The following is a 19,318-nucleotide window of genomic DNA, read 5'->3' as shown; positions in this document are numbered from 1 at the left end:
TGTCGTCGACGAAGTCGTCGCCGAGAGGGGTCCATCACAATGACCGCAGAGGACTACGTCCACATACCCAGCCGGGCCTCCGAGGGGCTGGCAGAGCCGCCGTCCACGCTGGTCGCCGTGCAGGCGGGCATCAGCCCGAGGCTGTACAACAGCGACCTCGCCCCCACCACTCGAGAGGGCCGGCACTGGAGTGCCTACAGCATCTTCACCCTGTGGGCGAACGACGTGCACAGCCTCGGCAACTACGCCTTCGCCATCGGCCTGTTCTCCCTGGGGCTCAGTGCGGGCGGCGTCCTCGCCGCGCTCGCCTTCGGCGCCCTCTTCCTCTTCCTGCTGCTCACGCTGTCCGGGTACATGGGCGAGAAGACGGGCGTCCCGTTCCCCGTCATGAGCCGCATCGCGTTCGGCATCCACGGGGCGCAGATCCCCGCGCTGCTGCGCGGCGGCGTCGCGATCGCCTGGTTCGGCGTGCAGACCTTCCTCGCCTCCCAGGTGCTGCAGGTGGTGCTGCTCGCGATCCTCCCCGGTCTGCGGGCGCTGCAGGAGGGCTCGTTCCTCGGGCTGTCCGCACTCGGCTGGATCACGTTCGTCGCGCTCTGGATCGTCCAGGTCATCATCGTCAGCTACGGCATGGAGATGATCCGCAAGTACGAGGCCTGGGCCGGCCCCATCATCCTCGCCACCTTCGTGGCGCTCGCCGTGTGGGTGCTGGTGCAGTCCGGCTTCCAGATCGACTGGGCGCCGGCCGGCCAGGCCCAGGGCGCCGAGTTCTGGCTGACCGCACTCGGCGCGGCATCCCTCTGGGTGGCCATCTACGGGACCTTCGTGCTGAACTTCTGCGACTTCACCCGCGGTGCCAAGTCGAAGAAGGCGATCGTCAAGGGCAACTTCTGGGGCATCCCGATCAACATGCTGTTCTTCGGCGTCGTCGTCGTGGTGCTCACCGGCGGATCGTTCAAGATCAACGGAGAGCTCATCACCTCGCCCTCGCAGGTGGTCGCGGCCATCCCGAACACGTTCCTGCTCGTGCTGGCATCGCTGGCCCTGATCGTGCTGACCGTCGCGGTGAACCTGATGGCCAACTTCGTCGCACCGACCTACGCGCTGACCAACCTGTTCCCGCGGCACCTCAACTTCCGCAAGGCGGCGATCGTCTCGGCCGTCATCGGTCTGGTCATCCTGCCCTGGAACCTTTACAACTCGCCGGTCGTCATCAACGTGTTCCTCGGTGGCCTCGGCGCACTGCTCGGCCCGCTGTTCGGCATCATCATGGTCGACTACTGGATCATCAAGAAGCAGCGCATCAACGTCCCCGAGCTGTACTCCGACTCGCCGACAGCCGAGTACGCCTACAAGCGGGGCTTCAACCCCCGTGCCGTGATCGCCCTGGTCCTCTCCGGCGCCTTCGCCCTGATCATCACCTTCGTGCCCGCATTCAAGGGCCTGCACGACTTCTCCTGGTTCGTCGCAGCCGGGTCCGCGGCGATCATCTACGCGATCATCGCCGACAGGCGGGGACCCTTCCACGACGTGGAGGGCACCGAGATCGCCGTCACCCCGACCCACTGACATCCCGACACCCGAAACGGAACAAGAACATGCGCATTCTCGTCGCGAACGTGAACACGACGGAGACGATGACCGAGGGCATCGCAGAGGCGGCGCGGGCCGTCGCCTCACCGGACACCGAGATCATCGGCCTCACCCCGGACTTCGGCGCGGAGTCGTGCGAGGGCAACTTCGAGAGTTATCTCGCCGCGATCGCCGTGATGGACAAGGTCGTCCGGTACGACGGCGAGTACGACGCCGTCATCCAGGCCGGGTACGGCGAGCACGGCCGCGAGGGGCTGCAGGAGCTGCTCGACGTGCCGGTCGTCGACATCACCGAGGCTGCGGCCTCGACCGCCATGTACCTCGGCCGGTCCTACTCGGTGGTCACCACGCTCGATCGCGCGGTGCCCCTGATCGAGGACCGCCTGATCCTGGCCGGCCTGCACGATCGCTGCGCGTCGGTCCGCTCGTCCGGACTCGGCGTGCTCGAGCTGGAGTCCGACCCCGAGCGCGCCATCGAGGCGATCGCCGCCGAGGCGCAGCGCGCCGTCGAGATCGACCGCGCCGAGGTCATCGTGCTCGGCTGCGGCGGGATGGCCGAGTTGAAGGACCGCGTGGTCGAGCTGTGCGGCGTGCCCGTCGTCGACGGCGTTCAGGCTGCGGTCGCCGTCGCCGAGGGGCTGGTGCGCCTCGGGCTGACCACGTCGAAGGTGCGCACCTACGCGCCCCCGCGGCCCAAGCGGATCACCGGGTTCCCGAGCCTGGCACGCTGATAACGGCGCACAATTCAATCACCCCCGAAACACAGCAGAACCGGCGAAGCAGCCGGCAGAAGGGAATCGCGACATGTCGCACGAGACCGAACAGCAGGGAACGGCGTCTCTCGACCCGACCGGTGAGCACTACGACCTGGTCATCCGCGGCCAGCGCGTGCTGACCACGGCGGGCATCGCGCCTCGCGAGGTCGGCGTCCGCCACGGGAAGATCGTGGCGATGCAGCCCTACGGCAACAACCTTCAGGGCACCGAGATCATCGAGCTCGCCGCTGACGAGACGCTGATCCCCGGACTGGTCGACACGCACGTGCACGTCAACGAGCCGGGCCGCACCGAGTGGGAGGGCTTCGCCTCCGCCACCCGCGCCGCGGCCGCGGGCGGTGTCACGACCATCGTGGACATGCCGCTGAACAGCATCCCGCCGACGGTCAGCGTCGACGCGTTGAACGAGAAGCGTGCGGTCGCGCGTGACCAGGTGCACGTCGACGTGGGCTTCTGGGGCGGCGCGATCCCCGGCAACACCGACGACCTGCGTCCGCTGCACGACGCCGGCGTGTTCGGCTTCAAGAGCTTCCTGCTGCACTCCGGAGTGGACGAGTTCCCGCCGCTGGACCCGGACGAGCTCGAGAAGGACATGCGCGAGCTGAAGAAGTTCGACTCGGTCATGATCGTGCACGCCGAGGACTCCCGCGCGATCGACCGCGCCCCGCAGCCCGAGGGCGACGACTACGGCAAGTTCCTGGCCTCCCGTCCCCGCGGCGCAGAGAACCTGGCCATCGCCGAGGTCATCGAGCGCGCCCGATGGACCGGCGGCCGCGCGCACATCCTGCACCTGTCGTCGTCGGACGCGCTGGCCATGCTGCGCACCGCCAAGCACGACGGCCTGAAGATCACGGTCGAGACCTGCCCGCACTACCTGACGCTGACGGCAGAGGAGATCCCGCATGGCGCGACCGCGTTCAAGTGCTGCCCGCCGATCCGCGAGGCCGGCAACCGCGAGCTGCTCTGGCAGGGTCTCGAGGACGGCACCATCGACTTCATCGTCTCGGACCACTCGCCCTCGACTCTCGACCTGAAGGATCTCGAGAACGGCGACTTCGCCGTGGCGTGGGGCGGCGTCGCATCGCTGCAGCTCGGCCTCTCACTGATCTGGACCGAGGCGCGCCAGCGCGGCCTGTCGCTCGAGACGGTCGTGGAGTGGATGAGCGAGAAGCCCGCGCAGTTCGCCGGCCTCACCGGCAAGGGCCGCATCGCGCCCGGATACGACGCCGACTTCTCGATCTTCGCCGCCGATGACGCCTACGTCGTCGACGTCACGAAGCTGCACCACAAGAACCAGCTCACGCCCTACAACGGCAAGGCGCTGGCGGGCAAGGTGCGCAAGACCTGGCTGCACGGCGAGGTCATCGACTTCGAGACCCCGCGCGGCCGGCTGCTGCGCCGTGGCATGACGACCGAGGACTGATCCCGACCGGTCGTTGAGCGAGCGACGAAGGAGCGAGACGAAACGCTTTCAGGTCGGCTGAAGGCGTTTCGTCTCGCTCCGCTCGCTCAACGAGCGGTGAATGTCAGGAGTTCACGCGGATGATCTCGTGCTGGTACGGCGCGATCACGCCGCCGGAGACGCGCAGGTCCAGCACGAGGAAGCGGCGGGATGCCGGGTCCTCGGCCGTCCAGCTCGCGAGGCGATCCAGGTCGGCGAGCGTGTGCACCGCGACGCCCTCGGCACCGACGGCTGCGGCGAAGGCGGCGAAGTCGACCTGGGGGATCAGCATCGGCTGCTCGGCGAGGCCCTTCAGCCCGTAGAGGTTGACCTCCGCGCCGTAGGCGGCGTCGTTCCAGACCACGGCCACACCGCGTCCGCCGGCGGCGCGCACGGCAGACTCGAGGTCGGCGATCGCCATCAGCCCGCCGCCGTCGCCGCTGGTGAGCACCACGGTCGACTCGGGCCGGGCGCGTGTGGCGCCCACGACGCTCGGCCAGCCCTGGCCGATGGCCTGGAAGGCGGTGCCGATCATCATCATGCGGTCCGGCGATGCGACCGGCCAGTACATGTTCGCCCAGCCGATGAAGTGACCGCCGTCCGAGACGATGACGCGGTCCTCGGGCAGCAGCTCGGCGATGCGACGCGCGGCCGAGCGCGGGTCGAGGCGGCCGTCCGCGGCGAGGTCGTCGCCGGGCTCGTAGGCGCGGGCAGCGGCCACGTCGACGGACTCGCGCCAGGAGGGCTGGCGCGTTTCGTCTCGCTCCGCCCCCGCAACGACGCGGATGCCGCGCACGCGCTCGACGAGTGACTCGGCCGCGAGGCGGGCATCCGACCGCACGAAGCCGCCGACGTGCGCGTGGGTCGCGGCCGGCGCGACATCCACCTGGAACACCCGGGTGCCGGGCGCGAACAGGTCGCCGAACCGCATCGTGAACTGGTTGAGGGATGCTCCGAACACGACGGCCACGTCGGCTCGGCGCACCAGCGCCATGGCACCGTCGGCACCGAAACCGCCGGTGACGCCGAGGTCGTACTGCTGCTCGGGGAAGATGCCGCGGCCGAGCGCGGACGAGGCGGTCAGGGCGCCGGTCAGCGCGGCGAGCTCGCCCAGCGCCTCGCCGGCGCCGGCCAGCCAGGCTCCGCGGCCGGCGAGCAGGAATGGACGCTCGGCGCCGGCGAGCGCGGAGGCGATCTCGTCCAGCATCCCGTCGGCGAACTCGCCGCGCGGCGCGAGCGGCGCGGGGATGCGGGGGCTGTCGCCCGCGGGCACCTCGCCGGCGTCGAGCGTGGCGACGTCGTAGGGGATCGCGAGGACGACGGGCACGCGGTAGGTGAGCGCGTGCTCGATCGCGATGACGACCGTGGCCGCGGCATCCGCATGTCCGACGGTGTACGTGCGCGCGCCGACGCCGGAGGCGAGGGCGATCTGGTCGACATCCCACGGACGGGGGCCCGAGGTGGGCTCGTCCCCGACGACGAGCACGAGCGGGATGTGCGCCTGGACCGACTCGGCCAGCGCGGTGAGCGTGTTCGTGAAGCCGGCGCCGTAGGTGGTCGTGGCGGCGGCGATGCGGCCGGAGGCGCGGAAGTGCGCGTCTGCAGCGACGACGGCGCCCTGCTCGTGACGGACGGCCGTGTACGTGGCATCCGTCTGCTTCTCGAGCGCGTCGAGGAAGTAGGCGTTGCCGTTGCCCATCACTCCGAAGACGTGGTCGATGTGGCGGGCGATGGTGAGCGCGACGTGCGCGGAGACGGTGGGCATGACAGAGCCTTTCGAAACAGGACGGATGAGGATTCCGTATGTGTCTCGCCGTGGGCTTCGTGCCCCTTTTTCGGGCACCGGCTGCGGAAGCCGGACCTTCCGATTCTAAATGCACCACAATGGGTCCATGACGGATGCAGTGATCGAGCGCGAGACGCTCACCTGGGACGGATTCGGTGAAGCGACGCGGGATCTCGCCCGCCGCATCCTGGAGAGCGGCTTCGAGACGGAGGTCGTCGTGGCGATCGCCCGTGGCGGGCTGCTGCCGGCCGGCGCGATCGCGTACGGTCTCGGTGCGAAGAACTGCGGCGCGATCAACATGGAGTTCTACACCGGCATCGGCACGGTGCTGGATGCTCCTGAGGTGCTGCCGCCCGAGCTCGACATGGACTACCTGAACGGGCGGCGCGTGCTGCTCGTCGACGATGTGGCCGACTCGGGCCGCACGCTCGCCCTGGCCGTGCAGCTGCTGCAGGACAAGGGCGCCGACGTGCGCTCGGTGACCATCTACACGAAGCCGACCACCATCATCCAGCCCGACTACGCCTGGAAGGACACCGATCTCTGGATCGACTTCCCGTGGTCGTTCAAGGGCACCGTCCGCGAAGAGGACCTCGGGCTGCCGCCGACCGCCTGACATGTGGACGGCGCGTCACGCATGTCGGCGCCGTGCGGCAGGGTGGAGGGATGAGCTCTCCCACCCGTGAAGCCGCCCTCGCCGCCCTGCGTGATCTCGTCGGGCGCCCCGACGCCGACTTCCACGACGGGCAGTACGAGGCGATCGAGGCGCTGGTCGCCGAGCGCCGTCGTGCGCTCGTCGTGCAGCGCACCGGATGGGGCAAGTCGGCCGTGTACTTCGTGGCGACACTGCTGCTGCGGCGTCAGGGTGCGGGGCCGACGGTGCTGGTGTCGCCGCTGCTCGCGCTGATGCGCGATCAGATCGGTGCGGCCGAGCGCGCCGGCGTTCGCGCGGTCGCGATCAACTCCACGAACGCGCACGAGTGGGACGACGTGCTGGCCCGGCTCGACCGCGACGAGGTCGACGTGCTGCTGGTCTCGCCGGAGCGGCTGAACAACCCTGCGTTCCGCGAGCAGCGACTGCCGACGCTCGTGCAGCGGATCGGCATGCTCGTGGTCGACGAGGCGCACTGCATCAGCGACTGGGGCCACGACTTCCGTCCCGACTACCGGCGGCTGCGCGACCTCATCGCGCAGATGCCGGCCGACGTTCCGGTGCTGGCCACGACCGCGACCGCGAACAGTCGCGTCGTCGCGGATGTCGCGGAGCAGCTCGGCGGTGCCGACGTACTGACCATCCGTGGCCCGCTCGCGCGCGCCTCGCTTCGGCTCGGCGTGCTGCAGCTGCCCAATGCGGCGAGCAGGCTGGCGTGGCTGCTCAGCCATCTCGACGACCTGCCGGGATCCGGCATCATCTACACGCTGACGGTCGCGGCCGCAGTCGACACCGCGCGACTGCTGCGCGAGCACGGCCACGACGTGCGCGCGTACACCGGCCAGACCGATGCCGAGGAGCGCGAGGAGTCCGAGGGCCTGCTGAAGCGCAACGAGGTGAAGGCGCTCATCGCCACCAGCGCGCTCGGTATGGGCTTCGACAAGCCCGACCTGGGATTCGTGCTGCACCTCGGTGCGCCGTCGTCGCCGGTGGCCTACTACCAGCAGGTCGGCCGAGCCGGTCGCGCCAGCGAGAGCGCCGACGTGCTGCTGCTCCCCGGCGCGGAGGACCGCGACATCTGGCACTACTTCGCGACCGCGTCGATGCCGGACCGAGAGCGCGCCGAGCGCGTGATCGCGGCGCTCGGCGACGAGCCGATCTCGACTCCGGCGCTGGAGGCACGGGTCGACATCCGCCGGACACCGCTCGAGCTGCTGCTCAAGGTGCTCGACGTCGACGGCGCGGTCAGGCGTGTGCAGGGCGGCTGGGTCGCGACCGGTGAGCCGTGGACCTACGACGCCGAGCGCTACGAGCGCATCGCCGCCGAGCGCCGCGCCGAGCAGCAGCACATGATCGAGTACCAGCAGACCGGTGGATGCCGGATGGAGTTCCTGCAGCGCTCGCTGGACGACGCCACCGCGGCACCGTGCGGACGGTGCGACAACTGTGCCGGTGTGTGGTTTCCCACCGCGGTCGCGGCGGATGCCTCGACGAGCGCGGCCGAGTCGCTCGACCGCGTGGGTGTGCCGATCGAGCCCCGGCGGCAGTGGCCGACCGGAGCCGACCGGCTCGACGTGCCGGTGCGCGGCCGGATCGGAGCCGAGGAGCAGGCCGCCGAGGGCCGGGCTCTTGCGCGACTGACCGACCTCGGCTGGGGCGGGACGCTGCGTGAGCTGTTCGCCGCCGGAGCACCGGACGGGCAGGTGTCGCCGCAGGTGCTGCAGGCCTGCGTGCGGGTGCTCGCGGGCTGGGGCTGGGACGAGCGCCCGGTCGCCGTGGTCGGGATGCCCTCACGCTCCAAGCCACAGCTCACGGGTTCTCTCGCACGCGGCATCGCAGAGATCGGCCGCCTGCCGTACCTGGGCGAACTCGGCTTCGCGAACGGCGGCCCGAGCGGTGCGCCCGGCGGGAACAGCGCCTTCCGGCTCGCGGGTGTCTGGGACCGGTTCACCGCCGACGGGCTGGCGGTGCCTGCCGGGCCCGTCCTGCTCGTCGACGACCTCGCCGACAGCCGATGGACGCTGACCGTCGCCGCCCGTACCCTGCGTCAGGCCGGGGCCACAGCTGTGCTGCCGTTCGCCCTCGCGCTGCGCGGGTGAGACTCCGTCACAGCCTCCCGAACGCCCGGAGCGGATGCTCGATCAGCTCGGTCACCCGGCGCAGGAAACCCGAGGCGTAGCCGCCGTCGCAGACCCGATGGTCGAACACCAGCGAGAGCTGTGCGATCCGCCGCGGCACGATCTGCCCGTCCACGACCCAAGGACGCTCGATCATGCGGCCGATGCCGAAGATCGCGACGTTCGGCGGGTTGATGATCGCCGCCGAGCCGTCCACGCCGAGGCTGCCGTAGTTGTTCAGGGTGAAGGTCGATCCGCGCATCCGCGACGGCTCGAGCGTGCCGGAGCGGGCCGCGTCCGCGGCATCCCGCACTGCGGCGTCGAGCGCATCGAGATCCATCGCGTGCGCGCGCGGGATCACAGGGACGACCAGGCCGCGCGGCGTGTCCGCCGCGATGCCCAGGCTGACGCCGTCGAACACGGTGAGCTCGGTGCCATCTGGGGAGAGGCGGGATGCCAGGACCGGGAAATCCTCCAGCGCGAGCAGGGTGAACCGGGCCACCAGCGCCGTCATGGACGGCGCGCGGCCGCCCTCCGGAGCCATCGCCTTCCGGGCGTTCCAGAGCTCGGTCGCGTCCACGTCGAGCCAGACGGTCGCCTCGGGGATCTCGGCCCGGCTGCGGCTCAGCGTCGTGCTCGCCGCTCGGCGCAGCGGCGACAGCGGCTCCTGCGAGCGGATCGCCAGACCCGACGGATCGCCGGTGGCGGATGCCGCTGAGCCGGCGGATGCCGCGTGCACAGCCTCCGCGTGATCCACGGCCTTGTCCACGGCGGCGCGCAGCACGTCGACACGGGTGACCGCGCCGTCGACGCCCGTCGCGGTGATCGTGCGCACGTCGAGTCCGAGGTCACGGGCCAGGCGGCGGACGATCGGGTTGCGGACGGCGACCGGAGCGGGGCGTGATGGGTCAGACGGACGATCAGGTGCGGCATCGGCGTGTCCGGAGGGGGCGCGCCGTGTGGCATGCGTTCGGTCTGTGGGTTCCGCCCGGGGACGACGGCGGCGACCAGCGCCGGCGCGCTCGGGAGTGCCATAGCCGATCAGGACGTTGCCCGAACCCGCCTGCTCCTCCTGTCGGTGGGACTCGAGGAGAGCGGCGTCGGTGCGCCCTTCGTCTCGCTCCGCTCGCTCAGGACCCGAGGGCGCAGCATCCGGTCGCTCAGGACCCGAGGGCGCAGCATCCGCTCGCTCAGGACCCGATGGTGCTGGATCCGAGGGCGCAGCATTTCCGGCATCCGCGACCTCCAGCACCGGGGAGCCGACGGCGATCGTGTCGCCCTCTGCTCCGTGCAGCGCGGTGACCACACCCCCGAACGGCGTCGGCAGCTCCACCACGCTCTTCGCGGTCTCGACCTCGGCGATCGGCTGGTCGACGGTGACGGTGTCGCCGACGGCGACCAGCCACTGCACAAGGCCGGCCTCGGTGAGGCCCTCGCCGAGATCGGGCAGCCGGAAGATCCGGGCGGTGGTGACGCTCATTCGTCCTCCCAGCGCAGGCTGTCGATCGCATCGAGCACACGGTCGACGTCGGGCAGATACCAGTGCTCGAACTTCGGCGGCGCGAACGGCACGTCGAACCCGGTGACCTTCCGCACCGGGGCCTCGAGGTGCTCGAAGCACCGTTCCGAGACGCGCGCCTGGATCTCGGATGCCACCGACACGTAGCCGGGCGCCTCGGCGATCACGACGGCGCGGCCGGTCGAGCGCACCGCCGCGGTCACGGTGGCGTCGTCGAACGGCGACAGCGAGCGCACGTCGACGACCTGCACGCTGCGGCCCTCCTCGGCCGCGGCGTCCGCGGCCTCCAGCGCGATCGGAACGGCGGTTCCGTACGCGAGCAGCGTGAGGTCGGTGCCGTCGCGCACGATGCGCGCGGTGCCCAGTTCGGTGCGACGCGAGGCGTCGACCTCGCCCTTCGTCCAGTACAGCTTCTTCGGCTCGAGGAAGATCACCGGGTCGGGGGAGTCGATCGCCGCGCGCAGCAGCGAGTACGCATCCTGCGGGGTCGACGGCGTGACGACCGTGAGCCCCGGAGTGTGGGCGTAGTAGGCCTCGGAGGAGTCGCAGTGATGCTCCACTCCGCCGATGCCGCCGCCGAACGGGATGCGGATCACCATCGGCAGACGCATCGCGCCGCGGGTGCGGTTGCCGAGCTTGGCGACATGACTCACGACCTGTTCGAACGCGGGGTACGCGAAGGCATCGAACTGCATCTCGACGACGGGGCGCATACCGTTCATGGCCATGCCGACGGCGGTGCCGACGATGCCGGACTCGGCGAGAGGGGTGTCGAAGCAGCGGTCCTCGCCGAACCGCGCGGCGAGCCCGTCGGTGATGCGGAACACCCCGCCGAGCTTCCCGACGTCCTCGCCGAACAGCAGCACCTCGCGGCTGTCCTCCAGGGCGTCGGCGAGTGCGCGGTTCAGCGCGCCGGCCATCGTCATGGTCTGCGTCGCGGCGGATGCAGCATCCGTCGTCCGCACGTCGGCGATCGTCATCGTGCGCCTCCTTCGCTCGTGGCCATCTGCTCCCGCTCGATCTCGCTGCGCAGCAGTTCCCACTGCTCCTCGAGCTGCGGCGACCGCTGCGCGGTCACCCAACGGAACATGTCCTCCGGGTCGATCTCGGGATCGGCGTTCATCGCATCGCGCAGTTCGGATGCCATGCGCTCGGCGCCCTCACGGATCGTCTGCTCGACAGCGTCGTCGAGTGCTCCGGATGTCCGCAGGTGGGCTTTCATGCGGATCAGCGGGTCGCGCTCGAGCCACTGCTGCACCTCTTCACGCTCCCGGTAGCGGGTGTCGTCGTCGGCGTTCGTGTGCGGCTGCATCCGGTAGGTGTGCGCCTCGACGAGCGAGGGGCCGCCGCCCGCGCGGGCGCGGTCGATCGCGTCGGTGAGCACCGAGAGCACAGCGGCGACGTCGTTGCCGTCCACCCGCTGCCCGGGCATCCCGTAGCCGATCGCCTTGTGCGCGAGCGAGGGTGCTGCGGTCTGCCGCGCCAGCGGCACCGAGATCGCGAAGCCGTTGTTCTGCACGAGGAACACCACGGGCACGTGGAACACGGCGGCGAAGTTCATCGCCTCGTGGAAGTCGCCCTCGCTGGTGGCGCCGTCGCCGCAGAGCGCGAGCACGACGGTGTCCTCCCCGCGCATCTTGGCGGCCTGCGCGAAGCCGATTGCGTGCAGCAGCTGGGTCGCCAGGGGAGTCGCCTGCGGGGCGACGCCGTAGACCGCGGGGTCGTAGCCGGCGTGCCAGTCGCCGCGCAGCATGACCATCGCATCGGACGGGCGCACGCCGCGGCCGACCACCGCGACGGTGTCGCGATAGGTGGGGAACAGCCAGTCGCCGTCGCCGAGCACCATTGACGCCGCGACCTGGCAGGCCTCCTGGCCGTGCGAGGACGGATAGACCGCGAGACGGCCCTGCTTCACGAGCGCGGTGCACTGCTCGTTCAGGCGCCTGCCTTCGACGAGCATCCGGTACGCCTCGCGAAGCGTGTCGGATGCCGGCATCCGATACTGCTCGTCGGCATGGGCCGCACCCGTCTCATCGATGAGCTGAACCGGGGATTCCCGGGGGAGCATGTCTGTCATCGCTCCGCCTCCTTGCCGAACGTGTCCTCCCGCCAGCATGCGCGTTGCCCGAGCGATCATCCAGACTGCAGGGCTGTTTCGTGGACGGATGCTTCTCACGGGCGCGATCGGATGACAAACTGTCACCACAACTCGACGATTCGGAGGCGCTCATGGTTGAGCTCGACGAGACCGACCACGCGATCCTGCGGATGCTGAAGCAGGACGCGCGGGCGTCGATGACGGCCATCGCCGACGCCGTGCACATCTCCCGCGCCGGCGCGCACGCGCGCATCAAGCGGATGACGGACTCCGGCGTCATCACGGGATACACGGTGCGCACCGACCCGATGCTGCTCGGCCACCACGCCTCCGCCTACGTGATGGTCGCGATCGAGCAGGCCAGTTGGCAGGAGGTGCGCGACCGGCTTCGAGGCATCGTCGAGGTCGAGCACATGGCGCTCATGGGCGGCGACTTCGACGTGCTGCTGCTGGTGCGGGCGCGGGACAATCGGGATCTGCGGAGGATCGTGCTCGAGGAGATCCAGGCGATCCCGCAGGTGCGGTCGTCACGGACGTCGCTGATCTTCGAGGACTGGGGCGGGTAGGCGCGTTTCCCGCACAGGTTCTCGTGTGGGCGCGGGACGGGGCGTTCCCTGCGCTCGCAGAGCGGGTGCCCCTCCCGCTTCGCGGGTCCCTCCCCGATGCTCGCTCCGGGAACACCCCGTCCCGCGCAGGTGGAGAGGAGCGGGTCACGTCTTTTGGGGTGGCATGGGTGTGCCGGCATCCCATCGAGGGATGCCGGCACACCTGCCGGGTCGACTTGGGCGGGCGGCCTGCGGTGCGGAGACGGCTCGGTCGAGTGACGGATGCAGGCAGGGCGAACGGATGCGCGTGGTTGGGGTGGCGTGACCGCCTGCAGGTGTTCGATCGTGCCTGCATCCGTGACGGAGTGGCGGGCGCGGATCTCAGTCGTCGAGGAGGGCGGCGGCGTACATGGGGCGGGCGGCGTCGGCGCTCGGCGGGTGGAAGAGGCCGGCGGTGGCGTCGCGGAAGAGTCTGCTCGCCTCGTGGGCATTGCCGAAGCCGGAGCCGCTGGTGCACATGAGGGCGACCTCGGCCGTGCGGCGGGCGGAGGTCGATGCATTCAGGCGGGCGCTCACCAGTCGCAGCGGCCAGCCGGCGCCGTGGTCGGCCAGATCGTCGAAGTCGCGGCAGTACGCCTCCAGCTGCGCGGGCACGGCCAGGTACTCCATGTGTGCGTCGGCCAGCCGGATGCGGGACTCCGGCACCTCCGCGTAGGTGGTGCCGGCCTTCGCCGACTTCCGTGCCTTCAGCCCGGCGACGGCGAGCTGCAGCGCGCGCTGCGCGACACCGGCGTAGATCGACCCGATCAGCAGCTGGAAGTTGCTCGTGATCGCGAACGTCAGCAGGTCGGGAACCCGGCCGGCGGGGATGCGGCGGGCGACGCGCTCCGGCCGCATCCGCACGTCCTTCAGGATCGTGGCGCGGCTCTGCGAGGCGCGCATGCCCATGACGTCCCAGTCGTCCGAGACCGTGATGCCGGCGGCATCGCGTTCCAGGAAGCCGTAGACCAGCTGGGTCTCGTCCGAGGCATCCGTGCCGTGCACGATCAGCCGCGTCCACACCGGCGACAACGAGGTGAAGATCTTCACGCCCGAGATCAGGTAGCCGCCGTCGTCCTGCGGGACTGCGGTGGATTTCGAGCCCTGCAGCACCCAGTCGTTCGACGGCTCGCTGATGCCGAACGCGAAGATCTCCCCGGCCGCGGCCTCCTCGAGCACCCAGTCGAGCGAGTGGTCGCCGCGCTCACGCATCGCGTGCACGACGCCGGTGCACATCAGGTGCATGTTGATCGCCAGGGCGGTCGCGGGAGCGGCGGTCGCGAGACGCTGCTGCAGCTTCGACACCTCGTTGAGGTTCAGTCCGGCGCCGCCGAGGTCCTCCGGCACGAAGAGTCGCAGGTATCCGGCATCCTTCAGATCGGCGAGATCCTCATCGAAGAACCGGTTCTCGCGGTCGTAGACCGCGGCGCGCTCGCGGAAGCGCTCCAGCAGCGCATCGGGAAGGTACTGCTCTGCCAGCGCGGCGTGCCGGGCAGGGGAGTTGTCCGTCATGGGGTGATCCCTTCCGCGCGCCGCAGCACGAGCGCGCCGTTGTGGCCGCCGAACCCGAAGGAGTTCGACAGCACGGTCCGAACCGGATGCCGTCGGGCCTCCGTCACGATGTCGACGTCGCCGAACTCCGGCTCGTCGAGGTTGATGGTTGGAGGCAGGACGCCGGTGAGCAGGCTCTGCGCGGCGACCACCGCCTCGACCGCTCCGGATGCTCCGAGCAGATGCCCCGTCGTCGACTTCGTCGCCGTGATCGGGATGTCGGGGAGACGATCGCCGAGGGCGGCGCGCAGCGCGGAGAGCTCCGCGGCGTCGCCGGCGGGGGTGCCGGTGCCGTGGGTGTTGACATGGTCGACCTCTGTCGCGGCGATTCCGGCATCCGCCATGGCCGTCGTGATCGCAAGAGCGGCACCGCGGCCGTGCGGTTCGGGAGCGGTCGGGTGGTGCGCGTCACTGGACTCGCCGAAACCGGCGAGCTCGGCCAGCGGTGTCGCGCCGCGGGCATCGGCGATGTCGGCGGCCTCGAGAAGCAGCGCGGCGGCGCCCTGGGCCATCACGAAACCGCGGCGGCCGCGGTCGAAGGGTCGGCTCGCGCTCGCCGGGTCGTCCTCATAGCCGCTCGCGAGCGCACGCAGGTTCGCGTTCGACGCGAGGTTGACCGGGTTCAGGCAGTCCTCCATCCCCACGACGAGTACCGCGTCGGCATAGCCGTGGCGGATGCGCCGCAGCGCATCCCCGAGGCCGATCGCACTGCTCGCGCAGGTCGCGGTGACGCCGTGCGCCGGGCCCTGCGCACCGTAGCGCTGGCTGAGCAGCGCGGCCGCGGCATCCGGAGCGCCGTAGACGACGAGGGTGAGCGGGACGCCGCGCGGACCCTTCGCGTCGAGTGCGCGAGTAGCCTGCTGCATCGCGTCGATCGGACCGGACCCCGTCGCGGCGAGGACGCCGAAACGGGGCGCGTCCCAGGGGAGTGCGGCCGCCCCGGCCTGAGCCATCGCCTGGTCGGCGGCGGCGATCGCCCAGTGCTGCACCGGGCTCAGTCGACGCGCGAGTGCCGGTTCGAGGACGGATGCTGCGTCGAAGCCGCGCACCTGACCGCCGATGCGCACCGGGAGGGCGTCGAACTCTGCGCCGTGCAGTGCGGTGATGGCGCTGCGCCCGTGCACGACGGAGTCCCAGAGCGCGGGGACGTCGAGCCCGCTCGGGGTGATCGTCCCGAGCCCGGTGATGACGACGCGGCGAGTCACAGCCGCACTGCCGTCGAGTCGGCCGCGACGATGATCTCCGCGGTGGCGCCGCGGCGGACCTTGCCGCCCGCGGTGCGAGGGAGTGCGGGGACGACGTACCAGCGGCGGGGGACGAACTGCGGTGCGAGTCGCCCGTGCGCCCAGGCGCGCAGCGCGCCCTTGTCGGCAGCATCCCCCTCGATCACGAGCGCCACCACAGCTCCCAACCGAGGATGCGGCAGCGCCACCGCGCACACCGCGCCGAGCCCTGGCATCCCGTCGAAGGCGCGCTCGACCTCGGGGAGCGAGACCTTGTGCCCGCCGGTCACGGCGATGTCGCCGGCACGGCCGAGCAGCGCGAGCCGCCCGCCCACCACACGCGCCTGATCGTGCACAGTGGCCCAGCCGTCCGGGCCGCGCAGGTCATCTGGGGCCGTCCCCGCGAGGTATCCGTCGGAGCACGCCTCCGTCCGCACCCACAGGGTGCCGAGCTCGCCGTCCGGAACCTCGGCCCCGGCCTCGTCGCGCACGGAGACGCCGATGCCGGCGTACACGTCGATGAGGGTGCCGTCGCCTCCTCGACTGTCGCCGATGAAGCCGATCTCCGCGGCGCCGTAGTAACTGATCAGCCGCACTCCGGGCAGCACGTCGGCCAGGCCGGCGCGGATCGAGATGGGCAGATTCGCGCCCCCGGTCACCACGAGTTCCAGTCCGGCGAAGGCGGCGGGGTCGCGCCGCGCGGCATCCGTCAGGGTCTGCACGATCGCAGGAACGGCGACCACGCGCGTGATGCGCTCGGCGCGCACGCGCCGGGCGATCGCCGCAGGCTCGAACGAGTCTGCGAGGTGCGCGCCGCCGCCGGATGCCAGGCATTCGATAAGCGCGTACAGGGTGAGGCTGTACGACAGCGGGCCTGGCGCGAGCGTCGCGACACCGGGCAGGGGCTCGAGGTGCGCGCTCGAGATCGCGTAGTTCGCCCGGTACTGGGCTCGCGTCTTCAGGAACGCCTTCGGATCGCTGGTCGTACCGGACGAGAACAGCAGCAGGAACGCCTCGTCGCCGTCGCGGACGGTCGGCGGATCAGCGGGCGCTGCCGCTGCCTCGAGGGCGAGGAAATCCTCGAGGCCGATCACGGTTCCCTGCCAGTCCTCCGTCGCGAGCGCCTCCGCGAGCTCGGCGGAGTCGCTGATCACGACGCCGATGCCGGAGCGCACGATCACGCGCACCCGGTGCGCGAGCGGCCAGAGCGGATCGATGGTCGCCGACACCGCCCGATATCCGGCCAGCCCGGCGACGATGCGCGCGGCGTGGAAAGCCGACGCGATGCTCACCGCCGTGATCGGGATGCCGCCGGTCTCCGGCGCCGGAGACACCGGGCGTTCGCGGTGCAGCGCGTCGACGACGGTGACCGTGCGCCGGGACTGTTCGACCAGCTCACCGTATGTCAGACACTCGTCGGATCCGGCGATCGCGGTCCGATCCGGGTGGCTCGAGGCCACCGCGAGCACGGTCCGCGTGATCGGCACGTTGTCCTCCTGGCTAGCCCCGTCCCAGTCTATGACCGTCGCCGAACCGCGGGCCGATGTCGGGAATCACGGACGGGATGCCGCGCGTGCGGCGTGTCGGTGGTCCGTCCGGGTGGGGCGCGCCGGTGCCGTGTGTTTTCGGCTGTGGTCTCCGACGCGGCTCAGCCGATCGTGAGGGTCAGACCGTCGGCATCCGCCTCGATCCGGATGCCGGTGAGGTCGGCGACCACCAGGTCGGGGGCGTGTGCGGCGGACGCCGCGCCCACGCCGACGACACGCATCCCGGCCGCCCGCGCGGCGGCGATGCCGGCTTCGGAATCCTCGAACACCAGGCAGTCGGCGGGGTCGACGCCGAGCCGGGACGCCCCGAGCAGGAAGCCCTCGGGATGCGGCTTCGATGACGTGACGTCCTCCGCAGTGATGTGCAGGGCGGGGATCTGCAGCCGCGCCTCGTTCATCCGCGCCTGCATCAGCCGGACATCGGCCGAGGTCACGATCGCGTGCGGGAGCGGGCGCAGGTCGTGCAGCAGCTGCTCGGCTCCGGCCACAGCGACGACGCCGGTCACGTCGTCGGCCTCGTTCTGGAGCATGATCGCGTTCTCGGCGATGTTCTGCTCGTGCGGGCGGTCGGGCAGCAGGATCGCCATGCTCTCGTAGCCCTGCCGGCCGTGCACGACCTCGAGCACGCGCGCGGGGTCGAGACCGTGCGGCTCCGCCCATGCCATCCAGGTGCGCTCGACCGCTGCGGTCGAGTCGACCAGCGTCCCGTCCATGTCGAGAAGCACGGCACGGATGCGGAAAGACTCGGTCATGTACACACCCTAACGGGGCATCCGAATCGGGTTTCTTAACATCTCGTGCGCATCCGCTGATCTTGAGAACCGAATCCTCAGGGTCTTCGGTATACCGCCACGTACGCTGGAATCACGGGACGGATCCGTCCCGATCCACCCCGCCGCCGTCCCACCCTCCGGCGCGCACGCATGCAAGGACGCAGATGAACGATTTCGCCGCCCGCCATGACGAATGGGCCTCGCGAGAAGAACTGGCCGAGCGGATGATCCCGCTCATCGGATCGCTCCGTCGTGAGCGCGACGTGGTGACGTCGCTGCACGGACACCGGCTGCTCGGCCTGTCGACCAAGGGTCTGCTCGAGGTGCACGAGCGGGTCGCGCAGCTCGGTCATGCGCAGCTGCGCGTCGAGGACACCCTCGCCGTGCTCGAGGGTCTCCGCCGTCTGAACCCGGGTGCGTCGTCGATCGACGTCGCCCGTCTCGTCGAGGGACATGCCGCCGACGAGCGCGACCTGGACGACTACCTCCGCGAAGTGCTCGCGCCTGCGCTCGGCGCGGAGGCCGCGGAACCCACAGACGTCGTGCTGTACGGCTTCGGCCGCATCGGACGCCTGCTCGCACGCATCCTCATCGCGCACACCAGCGGCGGCAGCGGACTCCGCCTGCGCGCGATCGTCGTGCGCCGCGGCTCCGAGAACGACATCGTCAAGCGTGCCTCGCTGCTGCTGCACGACTCGGTGCACGGTCGGTTCGAGGGCTCCGTCGAGGTCGACGAGGCGAACTCGCAGATCATCGCCAACGGCACCCGCATCCAGGTGATCTACTCCGACGACCCCACGTCAGTCGACTACACCGCCTACGGCATCCACGACGCGATCGTCGTCGACAACACCGGCCGCTGGCGCGACGCCGACGGCCTCTCGCAGCACCTGCAGGCGAAGGGCGTCGCCCGCGTGCTGCTCACCGCTCCCGGCAAGGGCGAGCTGAAGAACATTGTGCACGGCATCAACGACGACACGATCGAGGACGGCGATCGCATCCTGTCCGCGGCATCCTGCACGACCAACGCCATCACGCCGGTGCTGAAGGCGATGGACGAGGCCTATGGCATCGTGCGCGGCCACGTCGAGACCGTGCACTCGTTCACGAACGACCAGAACCTCACCGACAACTTCCACAAGGGCGACCGTCGCGGCCGCAGCGCGGTGCTGAACATGGTCATCACCGAGACCGGTGCGGCCAAGGCCGTCGCCCGGGCGCTGCCCGAGCTCGCCGGCAAGCTCACCGGCTCGGCGATCCGCGTGCCCACCCCCGACGTGTCGCTCGCCGTGCTGCACCTCACGCTGGAGAATCCGGCCGACCGCGAGCAGCTCAACGACTACCTGCGCCGCGCATCGCTGCACTCCAAGCTGCGTCAGCAGATCGACTACGTGGAGAGCCCCGAGGTGGTCTCGACCGACTTCGTCGGCTCGCATCGCGCCGGCATCGTCGACGGCCTGGCGACCATCGCCACCGGCAACGACGTCGTGCTGTACGTCTGGTACGACAACGAGTACGGCTACTCCTGCCAGGTCATCCGCGTGCTCGAAACGATGGCCGGCTCGCACCCGGTCGTCATCCCGACGCGCCGCGAGGTGACCCTGCAGGCCTGACGGGCCCTTCGACCCCGGTCGCATCCGGTGCGACCGGAGTCGTGT

General features: G+C 70.5%; 15 protein-coding genes. 7 read left to right on the top strand and 8 right to left on the bottom strand.

Annotation, left to right across the window (positions count from 1 at the left end; translation table 11 throughout):
• The first annotated feature begins 39 nt into the window (after positions 1–39).
• From ACFVAE_RS06470 to allB, 3 genes are all read left to right on the top strand, one after another.
• Complete coding sequence (locus tag ACFVAE_RS06470; RefSeq protein ID WP_378889321.1) at positions 40–1,569, top strand: NCS1 family nucleobase:cation symporter-1; 1,530 nt, start codon at positions 40–42, stop codon at positions 1,567–1,569.
• A 29-nt stretch (positions 1,570–1,598) separates the two neighbouring features.
• Complete coding sequence (locus ACFVAE_RS06465) at positions 1,599–2,324, top strand: aspartate/glutamate racemase family protein (RefSeq protein WP_378889319.1); 726 nt, start codon at positions 1,599–1,601, stop codon at positions 2,322–2,324.
• Positions 2,325–2,397: 73 nt separating this feature from the next.
• Positions 2,398–3,792 (top strand): allantoinase AllB, encoded by a 1,395-nt coding sequence (allB, locus tag ACFVAE_RS06460; protein WP_378889317.1) that lies wholly within the window; start codon positions 2,398–2,400, stop codon positions 3,790–3,792.
• Positions 3,793–3,895: 103 nt separating this feature from the next.
• Here the strand turns inward: allB and ACFVAE_RS06455 are convergent, their stop codons facing one another.
• A complete protein-coding gene (locus ACFVAE_RS06455) occupies positions 3,896–5,575 on the bottom strand; it encodes a thiamine pyrophosphate-binding protein (RefSeq protein WP_378889314.1) in 1,680 nt (559 codons plus the stop codon).
• Between the two features lie 127 nt (positions 5,576–5,702).
• On the opposite strand from ACFVAE_RS06455, the gene ACFVAE_RS06450 reads away from it, so the two are divergent.
• A complete protein-coding gene (locus ACFVAE_RS06450; RefSeq protein WP_378889312.1) occupies positions 5,703–6,212 on the top strand; it encodes a phosphoribosyltransferase in 510 nt (169 codons plus the stop codon).
• 50 nt (positions 6,213–6,262) lie between these two features.
• Entirely contained in the window at positions 6,263–8,347 is a 2,085-nt protein-coding gene (locus ACFVAE_RS06445; RefSeq protein ID WP_378889310.1) for a RecQ family ATP-dependent DNA helicase, read from the top strand.
• A 7-nt stretch (positions 8,348–8,354) separates the two neighbouring features.
• On the opposite strand, the gene ACFVAE_RS06440 is transcribed toward ACFVAE_RS06445, so the two are convergent.
• Genes ACFVAE_RS06440 through pdhA form a run of 3 tightly spaced genes read right to left on the bottom strand, consistent with a single transcriptional unit; the run spans position 8,355 to position 11,961 of the window.
• The gene (locus ACFVAE_RS06440; protein WP_378889307.1) at positions 8,355–9,845 is read right to left on the bottom strand and encodes a dihydrolipoamide acetyltransferase family protein; all 1,491 of its coding nucleotides are present in this window, start codon (positions 9,843–9,845) and stop codon (positions 8,355–8,357) included.
• Positions 9,842–10,864, bottom strand: a complete 1,023-nt coding sequence (locus ACFVAE_RS06435) for an alpha-ketoacid dehydrogenase subunit beta (RefSeq protein WP_378889305.1) — start codon at positions 10,862–10,864, stop codon at positions 9,842–9,844. The genes ACFVAE_RS06440 and ACFVAE_RS06435 overlap by 4 nt, the downstream gene beginning before the upstream one ends.
• The gene (gene pdhA / locus ACFVAE_RS06430) at positions 10,861–11,961 is read right to left on the bottom strand and encodes a pyruvate dehydrogenase (acetyl-transferring) E1 component subunit alpha (protein ID WP_378889302.1); all 1,101 of its coding nucleotides are present in this window, start codon (positions 11,959–11,961) and stop codon (positions 10,861–10,863) included. The genes ACFVAE_RS06435 and pdhA overlap by 4 nt, the downstream gene beginning before the upstream one ends.
• 152 nt (positions 11,962–12,113) lie before the next feature.
• Here pdhA and ACFVAE_RS06425 point away from each other — a divergent pair, with 152 nt between their 5' ends.
• Entirely contained in the window at positions 12,114–12,548 is a 435-nt protein-coding gene (locus ACFVAE_RS06425; protein ID WP_378889300.1) for an Lrp/AsnC family transcriptional regulator, read from the top strand.
• A 360-nt stretch (positions 12,549–12,908) separates the two neighbouring features.
• Here ACFVAE_RS06425 and ACFVAE_RS06420 read toward each other — a convergent pair whose 3' ends face one another.
• The 4 genes from ACFVAE_RS06420 to ACFVAE_RS06405 all read right to left on the bottom strand — a co-directional run bounded on the left by ACFVAE_RS06420 (position 12,909) and on the right by ACFVAE_RS06405 (position 17,639).
• Positions 12,909–14,078, bottom strand: a complete 1,170-nt coding sequence (locus ACFVAE_RS06420; protein ID WP_378889297.1) for an acyl-CoA dehydrogenase family protein — start codon at positions 14,076–14,078, stop codon at positions 12,909–12,911.
• Positions 14,075–15,322 carry a beta-ketoacyl-[acyl-carrier-protein] synthase family protein gene (locus ACFVAE_RS06415; protein ID WP_378889295.1) on the bottom strand — a complete coding sequence of 416 codons (1,248 nt, stop codon included), beginning with the start codon at positions 15,320–15,322 and terminating at the stop codon, positions 14,075–14,077. The genes ACFVAE_RS06420 and ACFVAE_RS06415 overlap by 4 nt, the downstream gene beginning before the upstream one ends.
• On the bottom strand, positions 15,319–16,827 hold the full coding sequence (locus ACFVAE_RS06410) for a class I adenylate-forming enzyme family protein (protein ID WP_378889292.1): 1,509 nt from the start codon (positions 16,825–16,827) through the stop codon (positions 15,319–15,321). The genes ACFVAE_RS06415 and ACFVAE_RS06410 overlap by 4 nt, the downstream gene beginning before the upstream one ends.
• 161 nt (positions 16,828–16,988) lie before the next feature.
• Positions 16,989–17,639 carry an HAD-IA family hydrolase gene (locus tag ACFVAE_RS06405; RefSeq protein WP_378889289.1) on the bottom strand — a complete coding sequence of 217 codons (651 nt, stop codon included), beginning with the start codon at positions 17,637–17,639 and terminating at the stop codon, positions 16,989–16,991.
• 185 nt (positions 17,640–17,824) lie between these two features.
• Between ACFVAE_RS06405 and ACFVAE_RS06400 the strand changes: the two genes are divergently transcribed.
• Complete coding sequence (locus ACFVAE_RS06400; protein ID WP_378889271.1) at positions 17,825–19,273, top strand: glyceraldehyde-3-phosphate dehydrogenase; 1,449 nt, start codon at positions 17,825–17,827, stop codon at positions 19,271–19,273.
• The last annotated feature ends 45 nt before the right edge of the window (positions 19,274–19,318 follow it).

Origin of the sequence: Microbacterium sp. NPDC057659 (genome assembly GCF_042799915.1) — a bacterium.
Lineage (GTDB): Bacteria > Actinomycetota > Actinomycetes > Actinomycetales > Microbacteriaceae > Microbacterium.
The sequence above is the reverse complement of the archived record's forward strand: the minus strand, read 5'-3'. Positions and strand labels throughout refer to the sequence as shown.

Coding starts and splice junctions, on each gene's coding strand:
- ACFVAE_RS06450 (WP_378889312.1), top strand. CDS start 5,703: ATGACGGATGCAGTGATCGAGCGCGAGACGCTCACCTGGGACGGATTC.
- ACFVAE_RS06440 (WP_378889307.1), bottom strand. CDS start 9,845: ATGAGCGTCACCACCGCCCGGATCTTCCGGCTGCCCGATCTCGGCGAG.
- ACFVAE_RS06455 (WP_378889314.1), bottom strand. CDS start 5,575: ATGCCCACCGTCTCCGCGCACGTCGCGCTCACCATCGCCCGCCACATC.
- allB (WP_378889317.1), top strand. CDS start 2,398: ATGTCGCACGAGACCGAACAGCAGGGAACGGCGTCTCTCGACCCGACC.
- pdhA (WP_378889302.1), bottom strand. CDS start 11,961: ATGACAGACATGCTCCCCCGGGAATCCCCGGTTCAGCTCATCGATGAG.
- ACFVAE_RS06465 (WP_378889319.1), top strand. CDS start 1,599: ATGCGCATTCTCGTCGCGAACGTGAACACGACGGAGACGATGACCGAG.
- ACFVAE_RS06420 (WP_378889297.1), bottom strand. CDS start 14,078: ATGACGGACAACTCCCCTGCCCGGCACGCCGCGCTGGCAGAGCAGTAC.
- ACFVAE_RS06405 (WP_378889289.1), bottom strand. CDS start 17,639: ATGACCGAGTCTTTCCGCATCCGTGCCGTGCTTCTCGACATGGACGGG.
- ACFVAE_RS06445 (WP_378889310.1), top strand. CDS start 6,263: ATGAGCTCTCCCACCCGTGAAGCCGCCCTCGCCGCCCTGCGTGATCTC.
- ACFVAE_RS06435 (WP_378889305.1), bottom strand. CDS start 10,864: ATGACGATCGCCGACGTGCGGACGACGGATGCTGCATCCGCCGCGACG.
- ACFVAE_RS06400 (WP_378889271.1), top strand. CDS start 17,825: ATGAACGATTTCGCCGCCCGCCATGACGAATGGGCCTCGCGAGAAGAA.
- ACFVAE_RS06425 (WP_378889300.1), top strand. CDS start 12,114: ATGGTTGAGCTCGACGAGACCGACCACGCGATCCTGCGGATGCTGAAG.
- ACFVAE_RS06470 (WP_378889321.1), top strand. CDS start 40: ATGACCGCAGAGGACTACGTCCACATACCCAGCCGGGCCTCCGAGGGG.